The following is a 17,504-nucleotide window of genomic DNA, read 5'->3' on the forward strand; positions in this document are numbered from 1 at the left end:
CCGTACGGCCCTGACTCCGTACGGCATCGGAACCCGCGGCCCCGCCTCCCGCCCCCGGGGCAGAAAGGATCACGCTGTGCCCTCACGATCTCTACGAACAGGCCGAAGCCTCGGGCTGGCGCCCGTCGCGTGGATCGCGGTCATCCTGTACGGGATGTTCCTTCTGTACCCGCTGGTGCAGAGCCTTTTCCTCAGTTTCACGGACAAGAATCCCCTTCAGGCCGGCAGTTCCTTCGTCGGACTCGCCAACTACCGCGAACTGCTGTCGGACGACCGGCTCATGTCGAGCCTCCTGTTCACGATGATCGTGGTCGTGGCGGTCACGGTCATCGCCAACGCGGTGGGCCTGCTTCTCGCGATCGTCCTCAACCGCTCCTCCGCCAACTACCGGGTGATGCGGACCCTGATCTTCATCCCGCAGGTGCTGTCCGGGGTCATCGTCGGATTCATCTGGCGCAGCATCCTCACCCAGAACGGCCTGCTCAACAGCGCGCTCGCCCAGGTGGGGCTGATCGATGAACCCGTCGCCTGGCTCGGTGACTCACAACTGGCCGTGGTGTCGGTCTGCGCGGTCGTCAGCTGGATCACCATCGCGTTCGCCACCGTCGTCTACACCGCCTCGCTCCAGTCCGTACCGCAGGAGCTGTACGAGGCGGCCCGGATGGACGGCGCCGGTGTCCTCGGCCGCTTCCGGCATGTCACCCTGCCCATGATCGCGCCCGGTACGACGATCAGTGTCGTCCTGTGTCTGATCACCACACTGAAGCTCTATGACGTGGTCGCCGTCCTCACCGGCGGCGGCCCGGCGGAGTCGACCCAGTCGACCGCCTTCTATCTGATCTCCGTGGCCTTCACCGACAACCGGTTCGGCTACGCCTCGTCCATCGCCATGTTCCTGCTGGCTCTGACCGCCGTGGTCTCGTACGGCGTCACCACACTGCTCCGCCGAAGGGAGACGAACCTGTGAGCGCTCCCACCACACGGCCCGTCAGGACCGGGAAGCCCAACGGGACCGCGGCCTCCGCCGGGTCCGCGCCGTCGACCGGGCCGGCCGGCTCCGTCCGGGCCCCGGGGTCCCGGCTGCGCGGCAGGACGCATCTCGCCGGCGCCTGGCTGATCACACTGGCGTTCATCCTGCCCGTGTACGTCGCCTTCGTCAGCGCGTTCAAGAAGCAGGACCAGATCGTCTCGAATCCGGCCGCCCCGCCGATTCCGTTCACCTTCGACAACATCGTCAACGCGCTGAGCCGGCCGGACAACCTGGTCCAGGCGGGGCTGCTCAACTCGATCATGGTGACCACGGCGACGCTGGTCATTCTCGTCCCGCTCAGCTCCATGCTCGCCTTCTACATCTCCGAGCGCTCGCCCCGGATCAGGGGCGCCCTGCTCGCCGTGTTCGCGCTCGGGCTGATGGTGCCCCCGCAGGTGGTGCTGCTGCCGATCGTGACGCTGCTGCGCTCGATCGGTCTCGCCAACTCGTACGCGGGTCTGATCCTGTCCAACGTGGGCGGCGGCTATCTCTCGTTCGCCGTGTTCGTCTACGTCGGATTCCTGCGCACGATCCCCCGCGAGGTCATCGAGGCCGCGCGGATGGACGGCGCGGGCGATCTGCGGCTGTGGTGGCGCATCGTCTTCCCCGTCGTACGCCCGGCCACCGCGACCGTGGCGATCTTCCTGGGCCTGTGGGTGTGGAACGACTTCCTCAACCCGCAGTTCATCCTCGGCCCGCTCCAGGGCCAGACGATCACCACCGGCATCTATGTCTCGCTCGGTGCCTATTCGACCGACTACAGCCAGCTCTTCGGGATCATGTTCCTCGCCGCTGTCATCCCCGTCGTGGGATATCTCGTCAGCCAGCGCGAGTTCATCCACGGACTCATGTCAGGAGCGTCCAAGTGAACCGGCCGACCGACGGCGTCCCCGCCCTGGACGAGCTCGCGGGCGGATGGACCGAGCGCGCCGAGCTGAACCATCTGCCGTCCCTGCGCAACCAGTGGGGCCAGGGCCATGTCAACGGCGATCTCACCTCGCTGTCCTGGCTCGCCTTTCCGCCGTACAGCGGTGGTTACCACACCGGAGCGCTGCGGATCGACGGTTCCGTACCGCTCGCCGAGCGGCTGCGCTGGGCCCCCTGGGGTGTCCGGCGCGCGGCGGAGGCCGGCGCGCTGACGGTCACCACCGAGGTCCGGATGGGGTACGAGCGGAGCCGGCTGCTGTGGCGGCTCGCGCTGCGCAACACCACGTCCGGACCCGTGACGGCGGCGGTGGAGCAGGAGTTGCTGGCTCCCTTCGCCCACTCCGAGGTGGACTGGGGCTGGCTCTACGGCAGTCCGTGGAACGACGGGCATCACCACGACTACTTCACCACCGAGCGGATCCGCGACGAGGCCGTCGCCGACCGGCCCCGCCAGGTGCAGTTCCTGCCGATCGGGGAGCGCTGGATACGGCTCGGCAGCCCCCGTGTCCCCGGTATCCAGCGGGACGAGGACTCCGAGCCGATGCTGCTGGAGTCGGAGCTGCCCGACCACTCGACGCCGGACTCGGGGCGGGTACGGGCGCCGGGGGCGGCCTGCCTGGTCAGGGAGGTCGCCGTACGCCGCGCCGGCACGGGCGGGACGGAACCGGTCGGGGGCGCGGAAAAGCACACCGGCGAAGACACCGCGGAGTACGAGGTGCGTCCCGACACCGATCTGCGGATCGGCACGGTGGGGCTCGGCAACGGCGATGTCCTCCTGTTCTCCGTACGCGCGGACACACCCGGGCAGACCGGGGTGATCATCACCCATGGCAACCACCCCGACTCGCTCCAGGTCTCCCTGGAGAACGGGTGTCTCGCCCTGCGGATCGCGGGCGAGCGTCTTGTCGCGCCGGAGCCGCTGGCCCCCGGCAGCTGGCACGGTGTGGCGGTCCTGGTCGCCGACACCGGCGCCGAACTGCTGCTGGACGACGCGCCCCTGCTGACGACCGCCGCCTGGTGGGAGGGACAGCGGTGGACCGCCACGGCCGACGGCGGCACGGTCTCGATCGCCGATTCCCGGTCGCCCGCGCGCAGTGCGTACGCCTTCTCGGTCCCGCCCGGTTCCATCGGCACGGCGGGGGCGCGCGGCACCGCCCGCTGGGACATCACACTCCAGCCCGGCGAGGAGACCGTACTGGGCGTGGTGCTGGAGATCGGGGACTCGGCCGGGGCCGTGGCACGCGACGCGGCGCGGGCCGCCGCCTCCTTCACGGCGGAGTTCGACGCCGTGGCCGAGCGCTGGCGCCGGACCTGGGACAGCGCGTTCGAGCCGGGCAACACCGAGTTCTCCGGTCATCTGCCGACCCTGCGGACCGAGGACGCGGACCTCGCCCGTACGTACTATCTGGGCGCGCTGCTCGCCGTCTATCTGCGCAACACCAAGGTCAGTCCGGTCGGTCCGGTGTTCCTGACCGGCGGGCCGCGCCTGGGCGCCACCACCACCTTCTTCTGGGACATCTCGGAGTGGGCCAGGACGGCGGCCCTGCTCGAACCCGACGGTCTGCGCCGCTGGATCCTCGCGGCGCTGGCTCAGCCGTACGAGCGCTGCCACTCCTTCGACACCCGCAATCTGCTGCCGGTCGGCAACCACTACTCGGCCAACGACCACTCGCTCTTCAGGACCGTGAAGGCGTATGTGGGGGTGACCGGCGATCTCGGGCTGCTCGACGAGAGCGCGGGCGGACGCCGTGTGCTCCAGCATCTGCGGGAGATGGCGTTCCGCCCGAACACACTGCGGGCCACGTTCGGCGGGGGTGTGCTGGCCGACTTCGGCCGGGACGCCTGGGAACTGCTGGAGTGCGTGCCGAACTACCGCGACGCGGTCGTCTCGCTGAACGCCGGTTATGTCGGCATGCTGCGCTCCCTGGCCGCGCTGCTGCGCGCGCTCGGTGACGGGCACGAGGAGGAGGCCGGGGTGGCCGAGGCCGAGGCGGCCGAGCTCTCCGCCGCCGTGCTCGGCCAGTACGCGGGCGACGGCCGGTGGATGATCTCCCATCCGGAGGGCGACGAGGTCATCGGCCACTGTCTGGACTTCGAGCTCGTCGCCGCCGACATGGGCGAGGACCTGTCGGCGGACCAGCGTGCGGAGATGGTCCGCTTCGTCACCGAACATCTTCTGGACGGCGACTGGATGCGCGCCCTCGACCCCGGGGACCTGATCGCGCCGCTCTCGGACCGGCCCGACCACGGCGCCGCCGGCGCCTTCGCGGCCTGGCCAGGAGCCACCTCGTTCGGACTGTGCCGGCTCGGGCGTCCCGATATCGCGGCGGGGGTACTGCGCCGCGCGCACCGCGCCACTTCCGGCGGGCTGTGGGGGCAGGCCATGGAGGTCGCCGCGGACGGCGGCTACCGCGTCGCGGGCCGGGGCGTGGCGAACCGGGACAGCAACGCCGCCGTCGCCGTGACGGAGGCCGTCCTCGCCGGGCTCTTCGGTATCGAGGCCGGGATCGAGTCCCTGAGCAAGGACATCGGGACGACCAGTACCCCGTACGGACGGCTGGAGAACGTCCGGGCCATCGGCTTCGGCCTGCCCAGATCACCGAGGTAGGCCGTCGCGGGCCGGGCGGGACTCTCGCGACACGTCCCGGCCGGTCCCGGAGGAACAGTGCGGCCGTGCGTGGGAACGCACGGCCGCACCGCACGGAAACACCTGTACCGCCCTCTCGCACCATCCCGACTCACAGGACCCCGACTCGAAGGAGAGCCGCAATGGGGCAGGAGAGTACGACGCGGAGAGTGATCCGCGGATTCGGACGACCACGCGGGTACGCGGTGGCGGTGGCCCTGGCCGTCGCCGTACCGCTCGCGATTCCCGGCAGCGCGGTGGCCGGGAACGCCGCGGGCGCCGGGAACGAGTCCGTACGGGCCCTGGCGGCGGGACCGCCGACGCCCGCCCAGCAGTGGGACACCCTGAGGGCCAAGCTGGCCGGTATCAAGGGTGTCTGGACCGACCAGGCCTACTCGGGTTCGATCTCGAACTCGATGCCCAACACCGCCCTGCTCGGGAACGGTGACGTCGGAGTGACCTCCGGCGGCAGCACGGGCGTCAAGACGTTCTATGTCTCCAAGGGGGACTTCTGGAACGCCAACCCGAGCCCGAAGCCGGCCCCCATCGGCGGTGTGACCATCACCGGCACCACCGCGCAGACCGGCACCAACCTCGCCATCGGCGCACGGGCGACCGCCAGCAGCACGGAAGGTTCCTTCACGCCCGACCGGGCGGTCAACGGCCAGTGGAGCAGCGGGTACGAGGGCTGGGTCTCCCAGATCGGCAAGCCGCAGTGGATCACCCTCGACCTCGGCTCCGTCAAGACCGTGGCCCGCTATGTCATACGGAACGACAACGCAGCGCGCCCCGGCAACGCCGCCTTCAACACCAAGAACATGGCGTTCCAGACCAGCGCGGACGGCACCAACTGGAACAGTGCCGACACGGTGCAGAACAACACCGCCGATGTCATCGACCGGTCCATCACGGCCGTACAGACCCGGTACATCAGGGTCAACGTCACCGAGCCGACGCAGAGCACGACCCCCGACTCGACACAGAACCCCCGGGCGCGGATCGGCCAGATCGAGCTGTACGCGCAGAGCGGCGGCGGCACTCCCCCGCCGGCGGCGCCCTTCCGCGAGGAACAGAACATCGTCGACGGCACGATCGCGACAACGATGTCACTGTCCAACGCCCCCGTGTCGATGAAGACCTGGCTGGCCGCCGACAAGAACGTACTGGTCACCTCCGTCACCTCGACCGGCAGCCAGCCGGTACAGCTCCAGGCGTCGACCTACGCGGGTGCCACCACGCCCAACTCCGCCTACAGCAACTCCGCGGGGGTGGACGGCCAGGTGATGTGGGCCGAGCGCGCCACCGCCTCCGGCAGCAGGTGGGTGTCGCGCGGGGCACTGGCGACCACGGTCCTCGGCGCGTCCGCCATGCAGACACCGACCGTCTCGGGCGCCACCGCGAAGACCGTCTTCACCCTTCCCGCGGGCGCGACCGTACGTGTCGTCACCCAGATCGGCGGCGGCGGACAGAACCCGTCGGCGCCGCACAACGACGCGGTGACACAGGTGCGCACCCAGACCACGGCCTCGCTGGCGACGCTGGACACCCAGCGCGCCGACTGGTGGAAGAACTACTGGATGCGGTCGGCCGTCGAACTGGGCGACGCCGTACTGGAGAAGTTCTACTACGCGGCGCAGTACTTCATCGGGGCGTCCAGCCGGGCCGGGAAGACCGCCCCCGCCCTCTACGGGATCTGGACCACCACGGACTCCCCGCAGTTCAGCGGTGACTACCATCTCAACTACAACGCGCAGGCGCCGTTCTACGGTGTCTACTCCAGCAACCGCCCGGAACTCTCCCTGCCGTTCCACGAGACGATCCTCGCGTATGTCCCCGAGGCGCAGCGCCGGGCCAGGCAGGATCTGACCCGGGTGAAGTCCGACTACATCAGCGGGCGCTTCCCGAGCGGCGGTGTGCCGGCCGGTGTGCTCTTCCCCGTGGGGATCGGCCCGTACGGTACGACCACCGACGACCAGTACCACCAGCAGGTCTCCAACTCCCTCTTCTCCGCCTCCCAGTTCATCTCCTACTACGAATACACGCAGGACACCGAGTTCCTCAGGACCAAGGCGTATCCCTTCCTCGGCCAGGTCGCGCAGTTCTTCGAGAGCTATCTCGAACGCGACTCCGCGGGCCGGTACTCGATGTGGAGCGGTCCGCACGAGGGCACCTGGGGCAAGAACTCCTCCGCCGACATCGGTCTGCTGAAGCAGGTGCTGTCCACCCTGATCGCGGGCAGCCAGAAGCTCGGTGTCGACGCGGACCGTCGTGCCACCTGGCAGAACATCCTCGACAATCTGCCGGCGCAGCCGACCACGGTGTTCAACGGGAAGACGGTGTACTCACTGGTGAGCCCCGGCACCATGCAGGGGTCCGACACCCGGGACATCCGCCCCGGTGACAACACCATCAACCTCGAATTCGTCCAGCCGGCCGACCAGCTCGGGATCAACTCGGACCCGGCGAAGCTGCGGATCGGTGTGGACACCCTCGACGCCATGAACTCCTGGGGCCAGAACAACAGCTTCCCCAAGGTGTTCAACCAGGCGGCCCGGGTGGGATATCCGGCGCAGTCGCTCATCGACAAGTTCAAGCAGGTGATCAACTCGCACCTGGCGCCGAATCTGCGGATCGCCGACCCGTACCACGGCATCGAGAAGTCCGGGGCGACCGAGGCGGTCAACAGCATGCTCGTCCAGAGCGACCAGGGGATCATCACCCTGTTCCCGGTCTGGCCGGCGGGCAAGAACGCGAGCTTCTGGCAGCTCCGCCAGAAGGGGGCGTTCGTGGTGTCCAGTGCGAAGGAGAGCGACCGCGTCAGCTATGTCGAGGTCACCAGCAAGGCCGGTGGCACACTGCGGCTGAAGAACCCGTGGTCCACGGGCGCCTTCACCGTGACCGACGCCGGTGGCGCGGCGGTGCCGTTCACCACCGCGAACGGGGTGATCTCCGTCCAGACGGCGGTGGACAGGACGTACCGCATCGTCCCGGTCTGAGCCTGAGGCCCGAGCCTGAGATCTGACCACGCCGGTGTACCGCGGGACCGTACGGTTCCGCGGTACACCGGTTCCCGTGTCGGCGCCGGGGCCGGTTCGCCGGCGGCAGCCCGCCGACGGGTCCGGAACATACCGGCGCACACCCCGGCCCAGTGAGTTTGAAATTCCAACTAACCCCTCGCGCGGGAGCCCCGGGACACCGCCGGACCACCGGGCGCGCCGACTGAGACCATTCCAGGATGGCCAAGTTCGTACGCGACCGGTCCAGCGACGGAAATTTCGCCTAATGTGACGTTCTACCGGCCGGTGACCGCGTATCGATGGCGCTTTCCGCCCGCCGGCGTGCGCCTTTCCTCCCTCTTGGCGCATATTTCGCCCTCGGCCGGGAGCCCGGTCCGGCGCGAGGCCCGACAGGAGAACAGGGCGAACGCAAGACCCCCGGGTCCACCACATACCGCCATACGGAATTCTCGCGCGACCTATTCCGTATAGGGCACACCATCTCTATGGTTCAGGACACCCGGACAGGAGCTCTCTCAGCGGCTCCACCGGCCACGGCGGGCATCGCCCGTTCCGGCCACAAGGAGGGCAGCACCATCTATATCGACGTCCACGGGCATGTCACCGCCCCTGACAAGCTCTACGCGTACAAAGCCGGACTCCTCTCCCATCGCGGCGCTCACGGGCGCGGGCGGTCGGGAGTGACCGAGCAGCATGTCGTGGAGGCGCTCAACGCGCCGCATCCGAGTTTCGGCAAGATCTCGCATCTGCGGCATCTCGACGAGGCGGGGGTCGACATCCAGTTCATCTCGCCGCGGCCGTTCCAGATGATGCACAGCGAGAGCCCGGCCAAGCTCGTCGAGTGGTTCACCGAGGAGACCAACGACGTCATCGCGATGTGCTGCGCGGCGGACAGCCGCTTCCGCGGTGTCGCGGGGATGCCGCAGTCGATGGAGCTCGATCCGGCCGCGTGGACCCGGGAGCTGCGGCGCTGTGTCAATGACCTGGGCTTCGTCGGCGCGACCCTGAACACCGACCCCTACGAGGGGCTGCGGCAGCCGCCGGCCATCGGGGACCGCTTCTGGTACCCGGTGTGGGAGGCGCTCTGCGAACTCGACGTCCCCGCCATCATCCACTCGGCGGCCTGCCGTCCTCCGGCCAGGGAGAGCTACTCGCTCCACTTCGTCCAGGAGGAGACCCTGGCGGTGGCCGGACTGCTCCAGTCCACCGTCCTCGACGACTTCCCCGAGCTGAAGATCGTCGTGTCGCACGGCGGCGGGGCCGTCCCGTACCAGAAGGGCCGCTTCTACCCGGCGGCCCTGCGGGCGGGCACCACCTTCGAGGAGCGCCTGCGCCGCCTCCACTACGACACCTGCCTCTATACACGTGACTCGATCGAATTCCTGCTGCGCACCGTCGGTGTCGACCGCTGTCTGTTCGGTACGGAGAAGCCGGGCACCGGCTCGGTGAAGGACCCGGAGACCGGCCGCTGGATCGATGACATCCATCTGCTCATCGAGGACATCGACTGGCTGACCGACGACGACAGGAAAGCGCTGTTCGAGACGAACGCCGTCGAGCTGTTCCGTCTGGAGGTGTGAAGAAGCGTGAGCGATCTCGTACTGGGCGTGGGTACCTCCCACGGCCCCCTGCTGAACACACCGCCGGAGGACTGGGGGCAGCGGGCGAAGGCGGACCGCGCCAACAAGGCACTGGTCTACCGCGGTGTGGAGTATCCGTACGACGACCTGCTGGCACTGCGCGCACCGGGGTTCGCGGCCGAATGCGAGCTGGAGACACGCCGCCGGCGCCACAGCGCCTGCCGTGCGGACATCGAGGAGCTGGGCCGGCGGATCGAGGCGGCCGCGCTGGATGTCCTGGTGGTCGTGAGCAGCGACCACAAGGAGGTGTTCGGCGATGAACTGCTGCCGCAGTTCGCCTTCTACTGGGGCGACACCATGCGCCACGAGCCCTTCACCCAGGAGCAGCTCGACGGTATGAAGCCGGGGCTGGCCATCGCCGAGGTCGCCAATGTGCCCGCCACGAGCACCGTGCGTCCCGGGCACTCCGCGCTGGCCCGGCATCTGATCGAGCGGACCTCGGCCTCGGGGTTCGACCCGGCCGCGTCCCGCGCGCTGCCGCCCGGTGAGTGGGGCAATTCGGGGATCCCGCACGGATGGGGCTTCATCTTCGAGCAGCTGCTCGGCGGTGACGCGATACCGCCGACCGTGCCGGTCTTCGTGAACACCTTCTGGGAGCCGAACCCGCCGTCCGCCGCCCGCTGTTTCGACTTCGGCGTCGCCCTGGGCGAGGCGATCCGAGCCTTCCCCGCTGCGCTGCGGGTGGGGATCGTCGCCTCCGGCGGGCTGAGTCACTTCGTCGTCGACGAGGAGCTCGACCGTGCCTTCATCGCCGCGCTGACCAGCCGGGACAGTGACTATCTGCGCTCCCTGCCCGACGCGGTGCTGCGGTCGGGAACCTCGGAGATGCGCAACTGGATCGTGGTCGCGGGAGCGTTGCACTCCTCCTCGCTCGGCGCCGAACTGGTCGGCTACGAGCCGTGCTACCGGGCCGAGGCGGGCACCGGCTGCGCGATGGCGTTCATGACCTGGCAGGACGCCACGGCCGCACGGCCCGACTCCGGTAAGGACGCGGAATGACGACGGAGAACGAGGCGCGGACGACCGCCCCGGCCGCCACCGCGGTGGAACGGCTGCGGGCGCTGGACTCCTGTGCCGTCTCGGACGCCCTGGACGCCTACGGCCTGTCCACGGTGACACTCGGACCCGTGCCGGTCTGGCCGGTCCGGCATGTCGTCGCGGGGCGCGTGCGTACCGTCACGGTGGGACCGCGCGATTCCGGCAGGCCGGCGGACCATGTCGCCGCCGCCGCCGTGGACATCTCAGGACCGGACGATGTGCTGGTCATCGCCAACGACGGACGTCTGGACGTGTCCTGCTGGGGCGGGATACTCAGCCGCGCCGCGCTCGCCCGGGGCATCGCGGGAGTGGTGGTCGACGGCGCCTGCCGCGACGCCGCCGAGAGCGCCGAACTCGGTCTGCCGGTCTTCGCACGGGCCGTGGTGCCCGTCAGCGCGCGCGGACGTGTCGTCCAGTACGCGATGGACGAGCCGGTCCGGTTCGGTGACATCACCGTGGAGCCGGGCGACCACGTCATCGCCGACGGCAACGGTGTCGCCTTCGTACCCGGGGCCTATGTCCAGCGCGTCATCGGCTTCGCCGAGCGGATCGTCGCCCGCGAGGCGGCCATGGCCGACGCGGTCGCCCAGGGGCGGCCGGTCACCGAGGTCATGCACGACAGTCAGTTCCCCACGACCGAGGAGTACGGCGCGTGAGCGACCAAACCGCCGCCCGTGAGCCGGCCTCGGCCGACGGCACGGCGCATCCCCTCTACGGCTACTCGACCGCGACGATCGCCGACGCGCTCGACCGCGTCGGCAGGGAGGGCTGTCTGCTCGGCATCGGCCCGCTGTTCGACGGCGCGCGGATCTTCGGGCGGGCCTACACCGTCTCGTACACCACGGCCGGGCACCCGGCCGGCACGGTGGGCGACTATCTGGACGACATGCGGCCCGGCGATGTGGCGGTGCTCGACAACGGCGGCCGTACCGACTGCACGGTGTGGGGCGACATCCTCACCGCCATGGCGAACGACCGCGGTATCGCGGGCACCGTGATCGACGGGGTCTGCCGCGATGTGCGGCGGGCGCTCGACGTGGGGTATCCGCTGTTCACCCGCGGCCGGTACATGCGCACCGGCAAGGACCGGGTCGAGGTCCGGGACGTCCAGTGCCCGGTGAGCGTCGGCGGGGTCCGGATCGCGGCCCGTCAGCTCGTCATCGCCGACGCCGACGGCGCGGTCACCGTACCGCCCGATGTGGAGGACGACGTGGCGGACATCTGCCACACCATCCATGAACGCGAGTCGCGCATCGTCGACGACATACTCGCGGGCCGCTCCCTGGCCGAGGCGCGAGCCGCCCACGGCTATCACCTGCTGCAGAGGAACCAGGCATGACGACCGCCCCGTCCGATCTCACGGACACCGCCGTCTTCCTACGGCTGGGAACCGCCACCTTGTACGAGGCGTCGAAGCTGGACTGCTTCCTCCCGCCGCGTATCCGGCCGGTCTGGCCGGGCGCCGCCGTGGTCGGCCGGGCGCTGCCCGTGACCACCGCGGCCGCCGACAACCTGCCACTGCACATCGCGCTCGAACACGCCTCGCCGGGCGATGTCCTGGTGGTCGACGGACAGCGCGAGGCCTGCGGTTACTGGGGCGAGGTGCTCACGGCGGCGGCGCAGGCGCGCGGGGTGCTGGGGCTGGTGATCGACGGCGGTGTGCGGGACGTGGACCAGTTGCGCGAGCGTGGTTTTCCGGTCTTCAGCTCCTCGGTCGCGGTGCGTACGACGGTCAAGGACGACACGGGCACCGTCGGTGATCCCATCACCCTGGGCACCGCCACTGTCAGCCGCGGGGATCTCGTCGTGGCCGACACCGACGGCGTCGTGGTGATTCCACAGGCGTCGGTGGCATCGGTACTGGAGCGCGGCCGGGCGCGCGAGGCCGCCGAGGCCGGCTATATGAGCCGGATCGCCGGGGGCGAACTCACCCTGGACATCTACGGTTTCCGACCGGCCGGCACGGACTGAGCCGCCATGAACGATCTGGATCTCCTCGCCACCCGGAACGTGCTGGTCGAGCAGGTTCGTCTGGAAGCCGCCGGTGTCGTCTCGCTGACCCTGGTCGATCCGGACGGCGACACACTGCCGCCATGGACACCGGGCGCGCATATCGATCTGCGCCTGCCCAGCGGCACGGTCCGTCAGTACTCGCTGTGCGGTCCGCCCGGCGATCCCCGCTCGTACACCGTCGCGGTGCTGCGTGAGGAGGACGGCCGCGGCGGGTCGGCGGAGGTGCATGACACCGCGCTGGTCGGACGGGTGCTGCAAGTCCGCGGACCGCGCAACCACTTCGCCCTCGTCGACGCGCCGCACTATCTCTTCCTCGCCGGCGGTATCGGTGTCACACCGATTCTGGCGATGGCCCGTCAGGCCGCCGCGGACGGCGCCTCATGGGAGCTGTACTACGGCGGACGCACCCGCGCCGGCATGGCGTTCACCGGGACGCTGTCGGCCATCGACACCGATCGCGTCCATATCGTGCCGCAGGACGAACAGGGCATGCTGCCGGTCGCCGCGCTCGTCGACGCCGCGCCCGCCGGTACCGCGGTCTACTGCTGCGGCCCGGAGGGCATGGTCCAGGCGGTCACCGAGGTCTGCGCGCGGGCCAGGCCCGGCGCACTGCATGTCGAACGCTTCGGCGCGCCTCCGGGCGGCGGCGCGGCGGACGCGCGAAGTCCGTCCCCCGGCGCGGGCCACTTCACCGTGGAACTGCGGCGCAGCGGTCTGACCCTGGACGTCCCGCCGGAGCGCACACTGCTCGACGTCGTCCGCGAGGTCGCCCCCGATGTGGCGTTCTCCTGCGAGGAGGGCTACTGCGGCTCGTGCGAGACGAAGGTGCTCGCCGGTGTGCCCGAGCACCACGACACCGTGCTCTCGGACGAGGAACGGGAACGCGGCGACACCATGATGATCTGCGTCGGCCGGTCGGCCTCGGAGCTGCTCACACTGGACCTTTGACGGTCCCTATTCCCTATCGAAGAACTTAGAGAACAACTATTTCTCTATGAGGTATTCCTGGTTAAGGTCGCGTGAACCAGGACTGATCCGAGGAGTGCAGGATGTCGATGAGGGCGACCACACCGGACCGCCTCGCGGGCCGGATCACAGGCCCGGCGGACCAGGCTTCCGGTGAGCCCGCCGTACAGCTCCAGCTGTCCGGTGTGACCAGGAAGTTCAACGACGTCGTCGCTGTCGACCAGATCGACCTCGACGTCAAGCAGGGCGAGATATTCGCCCTCCTCGGCCCGAGCGGCTGCGGGAAGAGCACATCGCTTCGGATGATCGCGGGCCTGGAGAAGATCGACCAGGGCTCGATCTCGATGCGTGACAGATCACTCGCCGACGCCGGCCGGGGAACCTTCCTGCCGTCGGAGAAGCGCAATATCGCGATGGTCTTTCAGTCCTACGCGATCTGGCCCCATATGACCGTCGCGCAGAACGTCGCCTTTCCGCTGCGTATGCGCCGGGTCAAGCGTGCCGAACGGCGCCGCAGGGTCGAGGAGATCCTGACGGTCACCGGTCTGGAGGCGCTGGCGGACCGGCCGGCCACCCTGCTGTCGGGCGGTCAGCAGCAGCGGGTGGCGCTCGCCCGCGCCCTTGTCTACACCCCCGACCTGCTGCTGCTCGACGAGCCGCTGTCGAATCTGGACGCGAAGCTGCGTATCCAGATGCGCCGCGAGATCCGCAGACTGAACCGGGAACTGGGCATCACGATGCTCTTCGTCACCCACGACCAGGACGAGGCACTGTCCCTGGCCGACCGTCTCGCGGTGATGAACAAGGGCAAGGTCGAGCAGATCGGCCGGCCCATGGACCTCTACGAGCGTCCCAAAACGGCGTTCGTACGTGACTTCCTCGGCCGGCTCATCGTCGTCGAGGGCGTGCTCACGGGAGACGGCCGGGTCCTGCTCGGCACCGGCGGCGAGCGGGCCGGTGAGATCCACGGCCCCGATGTGCCGCCGGAACTGGGCGACGGCGACCGGGTGGGTGTGTATCTCAGGCCCGAGGACGTCGACATCAGACCGGCCGGTCCCGACGGCCCCGCGCCGAACCAGGTGGCGGCCCGGGTGCTGTCCTCCGTCTACCTCGGCGACAGCTTCGAGTACGTACTCGACATCGCCGGATCCAATGTGCTGCTCAGCGCCCCGCGCCGGGTGGTGCACCAGCCCGGTGACACGGTTGTCGTCGAGGTCGACCCGCGACGCGCGATGGTGTGGCCGCTGTGACCGGCGTCCTGCCCCCGGTGGCCCCGGACGCCGTCGAGCCGCTCCCGGGTCCGGTGAGAAGACTGATCAGCGCGCGCCGCTCCAGCGGCTCCCGGGTGACCGGCGTCGTCGTACTGCTGCTGGTGGCCGCGGTCACCGTCGTCCCCATCACACTGCTCCTGCTGAACAGCCTCAATGTCGCGGATCCCGGTGATCCGGCGACCTACGGCCTGGACAACTGGCGGCAGGCCTTCGCCAACGGCGCGATGTGGGAGTCCGCCTGGAACACACTGCGTCTGGGTGTACCGAGAGTGCTGCTCGGCATGGTGATCGCCACGGTCGTCTCCTGGCTGATCGCGCGCACCGACATGCCCGGTGGCAAGGTCATCGAGGTGTTCCTGTGGTTCTCGTTCTTCATCCCCTCGCTGTCGATGACCCTGGGCTGGATCCTGCTGCTCGACCCCGCCAACGGTGTGGTCAACCAGGCGATCAGGATGGTGCCGGGGCTGGGTGACGTCACCCAGGGCCCACTGAACATCTACAGCTACTGGGGCATCATCTGGACCCATCTGACCGCCACCACCGTGCCCATCATGGTGATTCTGCTGGTGCCGGCGTTCCGCAGGATGAGCCGGTCGATGGAAGAGGCCGCGCAGATCTGCGGCGCCAGCCGGATGCGCACCCTGGTGAGTGTCACCGTCCCGATGATGCGTCCGGCCATCATCGCCGCCACCCTGCTCAGCTTCGTCTACTCGCTGAAGACCTTCGAGATCGAGCTGCTGCTCGGCACCCCGATCGGACTGAACGTCTACTCCACCCAGATCTACAACTGGCTCCAGTCGTCGCCTCCGCAGTTCGGCACCGCGACCGCGCTGGGCTCGGTGTTCATCCCGATCCTCATCATGCTGGCGATCATGCAGCGGTACGCCGTACGCAGCCGCAGTTACGTCACGGTCGGCGCGCACACCTACAACGACGAGCCGATCCGGCTGGGCCGGGTACGCCGCTGGGTGGCCGCCGGGCTGCTCTCGCTCTACGCGGTCATCACCGTGGTGCTCCCCATGGGCGCGATCGTCCTGGGCTCGTTCATGCGGCGGTTCGGGTTCTTCCAGCTGACCAATCCCTTCACCACGGAGCACTGGTCGGCGCTCTTCAACGACAACCTGTTCGCCTCCTCGGTGCGCAACACACTGATCATCGGTCTGATCGCCACCCTGGTCGGTGTGCTCGTCTACTTCGTGATCTCCTTCGTCATCGTCCGCAGCGAACTGCCCACCCGGGGCGGTATCGATGTGATGGCCTGGCTGCCGGCCGCCGTACCGGGCATGCTGCTGGGCCTCGGACTGCTCTGGGTCTATCTCGGCACCCCGCTGCGCACCGTGCTCTACGGCAATCTCTTCGGTCTGATCATCGCGCTGGTGATCAGCCATATGGCCACCGGCACCCAGCAGTTGAAGGCCGCGATCCTCCAGGTGAGCCCCGATCTGGACCGGGCGGCACGTATCTGCGGCGCCAGTCCGGTGCGCGCGTACACCTATATCCTCTTCCCTCTCCTCGGTCCGTCCGTGGCCGCGGCCGGAGTTCTCACCTTCCACTCCGCCGTGAGTGATGTGAGCACCGTCGTCCTGCTCAGCAGCAACGACTCCCGGCCACTGTCGATCCTCCTTCTCGAATACAGCACCAGCGGCGTACTCGAACAGGCCTCCGTGCTGGGCGTCCTCATCAGCGCGCTCACCGTCGGAGTGGCCCTGCTGTCCCGGGTGCTCAGTGGCGGCCGGCTGCGCAAGCCGCGGTCGGGACGCCGTCTCCGGGTGACCGGCGGTACCCCGCCGTCGCCCCTCTCCGCAACGAAAGCAGGTGCGTCATCAAAAGATTCATCGCTCACCACAACTGGAAGCTGATATGCGCGGGCGCCGCGGTGGCCCTCGTCGCGACAGCGTGCGGCGACGGCTCGTCCACCACGACGGCGGGCAGCGCCCCCGCTGATGTCAGCAGCAACTGCCCGGATCCCTCGGGCGCGCTCGTCGCCAAGGCGAAGAAGGAGGGCACGGTCGTGATGTCGGGCCCGCCCACCGACACCGTACGGCAGCAGCTGCCCAAGGCGTTCGAGCAGACCTACGGGATCAGCCTCGACTACATCGGCACCAGCGGCAAGGACAACGCGGCCCGGCTCCAGTCCGAGCGGCAGGCCGGGATCTACTCCCAGGACGTGTTCCTCGGCGGCGCCGACACCATGGCCAACACCTACCACGCGCAGAACTGGATCGCCCCGCTGACCGACGTGCTGCCCGCGTCGGAGCTGGACCCGAAGGGGTGGCGGGGCGGGACCGTCCCGTTCGTGGACGCGGACAAGAAGATCCTCAGCATCAGCCGGTACGTCAGCGTCCCCATCGTCATCAACACCGACCAGGTGAAGGCGGACGAGATCACCTCCTGGAAGGATCTGCTCGACCCGAAGTGGAAGGGCAAGATCGCCACCATCGACCCGCGGAGCCCCGGCGGCGCGATCTACAACGTGGGTATGTTCCAGGCGGCCGACGGGTACGGCGACGCGTTCGTCAAGCAGCTCTACAAGGACCAGAAGCCGGTCCTCATCACCGACTCCCGGCAGGGAACCGACGATCTCGCCAAGGGCAAGTACCCGATCGCCCTGGGGCTGGGCCAGCTCGACGTCGACACGGCGTCGGACGACGGGCTGCCGGTCAAGGTCGTCATGCCGGACCTGCTCCAGACCACCAGCGGCTTCGGCTTCCTGGCCGTCTCCGACAAGCCGCCGCACCCCGAGGCCGCCAAGGTGCTGGCCCAGTGGCTGGCCTGCCCGGACGGCAACAAGGCGTGGAACGACGCGTACGGAAGCATCAGCGCCCGCTCCGACGTCAAGCCGCCGGCCGAGCTGCCCGCCTGGCAGGTCCCGCAGGACGGTGTGGACTACTTCAACACCAACTCCTGGGAGTTCCTCACCAAGGGCGTGACGGACGCGACGGAACTGATCAAAAGCCTCATCGGTTCGAACTAGCG

General features: G+C 69.0%; 13 protein-coding genes. All 13 read left to right on the forward strand.

The window, feature by feature from the left end:
- Positions 1-154 precede the first annotated feature (154 nt).
- Complete coding sequence (locus tag OG214_RS05355; RefSeq protein ID WP_363084488.1) at positions 155-967, forward strand: sugar ABC transporter permease; 813 nt, start codon at positions 155-157, stop codon at positions 965-967.
- Positions 964-1,899: a carbohydrate ABC transporter permease gene (locus OG214_RS05360; protein ID WP_405983953.1), complete on the forward strand. Its 936-nt coding sequence runs from the start codon at positions 964-966 to the stop codon at positions 1,897-1,899. The genes OG214_RS05355 and OG214_RS05360 overlap by 4 nt, the downstream gene beginning before the upstream one ends.
- A complete protein-coding gene (locus tag OG214_RS05365; RefSeq protein ID WP_405983954.1) occupies positions 1,896-4,565 on the forward strand; it encodes a hypothetical protein in 2,670 nt (889 codons plus the stop codon). Before OG214_RS05360 ends, OG214_RS05365 begins: the two co-directional genes overlap by 4 nt.
- A 188-nt stretch (positions 4,566-4,753) precedes the next feature.
- Positions 4,754-7,579 carry a discoidin domain-containing protein gene (locus tag OG214_RS05370; RefSeq protein WP_405983955.1) on the forward strand — a complete coding sequence of 942 codons (2,826 nt, stop codon included), beginning with the start codon at positions 4,754-4,756 and terminating at the stop codon, positions 7,577-7,579.
- A gap of 506 nt (positions 7,580-8,085) precedes the next feature.
- Entirely contained in the window at positions 8,086-9,180 is a 1,095-nt protein-coding gene (locus OG214_RS05375) for an amidohydrolase family protein (RefSeq protein ID WP_405983956.1), read from the forward strand.
- A gap of 6 nt (positions 9,181-9,186) precedes the next feature.
- A complete protein-coding gene (locus tag OG214_RS05380; RefSeq protein ID WP_405983957.1) occupies positions 9,187-10,239 on the forward strand; it encodes a hypothetical protein in 1,053 nt (350 codons plus the stop codon).
- Positions 10,236-10,934 (forward strand): RraA family protein, encoded by a 699-nt coding sequence (locus OG214_RS05385; protein ID WP_405983958.1) that lies wholly within the window; start codon positions 10,236-10,238, stop codon positions 10,932-10,934. The genes OG214_RS05380 and OG214_RS05385 overlap by 4 nt, the downstream gene beginning before the upstream one ends.
- Complete coding sequence (locus OG214_RS05390; RefSeq protein ID WP_363080634.1) at positions 10,931-11,617, forward strand: RraA family protein; 687 nt, start codon at positions 10,931-10,933, stop codon at positions 11,615-11,617. Before OG214_RS05385 ends, OG214_RS05390 begins: the two co-directional genes overlap by 4 nt.
- On the forward strand, positions 11,614-12,249 hold the full coding sequence (locus tag OG214_RS05395; protein WP_383038379.1) for a 4-carboxy-4-hydroxy-2-oxoadipate aldolase/oxaloacetate decarboxylase: 636 nt from the start codon (positions 11,614-11,616) through the stop codon (positions 12,247-12,249). Before OG214_RS05390 ends, OG214_RS05395 begins: the two co-directional genes overlap by 4 nt.
- Positions 12,250-12,255: 6 nt before the next feature.
- Positions 12,256-13,239 carry a PDR/VanB family oxidoreductase gene (locus OG214_RS05400; protein WP_363080632.1) on the forward strand — a complete coding sequence of 328 codons (984 nt, stop codon included), beginning with the start codon at positions 12,256-12,258 and terminating at the stop codon, positions 13,237-13,239.
- A gap of 101 nt (positions 13,240-13,340) precedes the next feature.
- Positions 13,341-14,507: an ABC transporter ATP-binding protein gene (locus OG214_RS05405; RefSeq protein ID WP_363080631.1), complete on the forward strand. Its 1,167-nt coding sequence runs from the start codon at positions 13,341-13,343 to the stop codon at positions 14,505-14,507.
- Entirely contained in the window at positions 14,495-16,387 is a 1,893-nt protein-coding gene (locus tag OG214_RS05410; protein WP_405983959.1) for an ABC transporter permease, read from the forward strand. Before OG214_RS05405 ends, OG214_RS05410 begins: the two co-directional genes overlap by 13 nt.
- A gap of 17 nt (positions 16,388-16,404) precedes the next feature.
- The gene (locus OG214_RS05415; RefSeq protein ID WP_363080629.1) at positions 16,405-17,502 is read left to right on the forward strand and encodes an extracellular solute-binding protein; all 1,098 of its coding nucleotides are present in this window, start codon (positions 16,405-16,407) and stop codon (positions 17,500-17,502) included.
- The last annotated feature ends 2 nt before the right edge of the window (positions 17,503-17,504 follow it).

The sequence above is a fragment of the Streptomyces sp. NBC_00872 genome, from assembly GCF_045161915.1.
GTDB lineage: Bacteria > Actinomycetota > Actinomycetes > Streptomycetales > Streptomycetaceae > Streptomyces.

What these genes read in the sequence shown, in the direction of transcription:
- OG214_RS05400 (WP_363080632.1), top strand. Translation starts at nt 12,256, where the DNA reads ATGAACGATCTGGATCTCCTCGCCACCCGGAACGTGCTGGTCGAGCAG.
- OG214_RS05355 (WP_363084488.1), top strand. Translation starts at nt 155, where the DNA reads ATGTTCCTTCTGTACCCGCTGGTGCAGAGCCTTTTCCTCAGTTTCACG.
- OG214_RS05405 (WP_363080631.1), top strand. Translation starts at nt 13,341, where the DNA reads ATGTCGATGAGGGCGACCACACCGGACCGCCTCGCGGGCCGGATCACA.
- OG214_RS05375 (WP_405983956.1), top strand. Translation starts at nt 8,086, where the DNA reads ATGGTTCAGGACACCCGGACAGGAGCTCTCTCAGCGGCTCCACCGGCC.
- OG214_RS05385 (WP_405983958.1), top strand. Translation starts at nt 10,236, where the DNA reads ATGACGACGGAGAACGAGGCGCGGACGACCGCCCCGGCCGCCACCGCG.
- OG214_RS05395 (WP_383038379.1), top strand. Translation starts at nt 11,614, where the DNA reads ATGACGACCGCCCCGTCCGATCTCACGGACACCGCCGTCTTCCTACGG.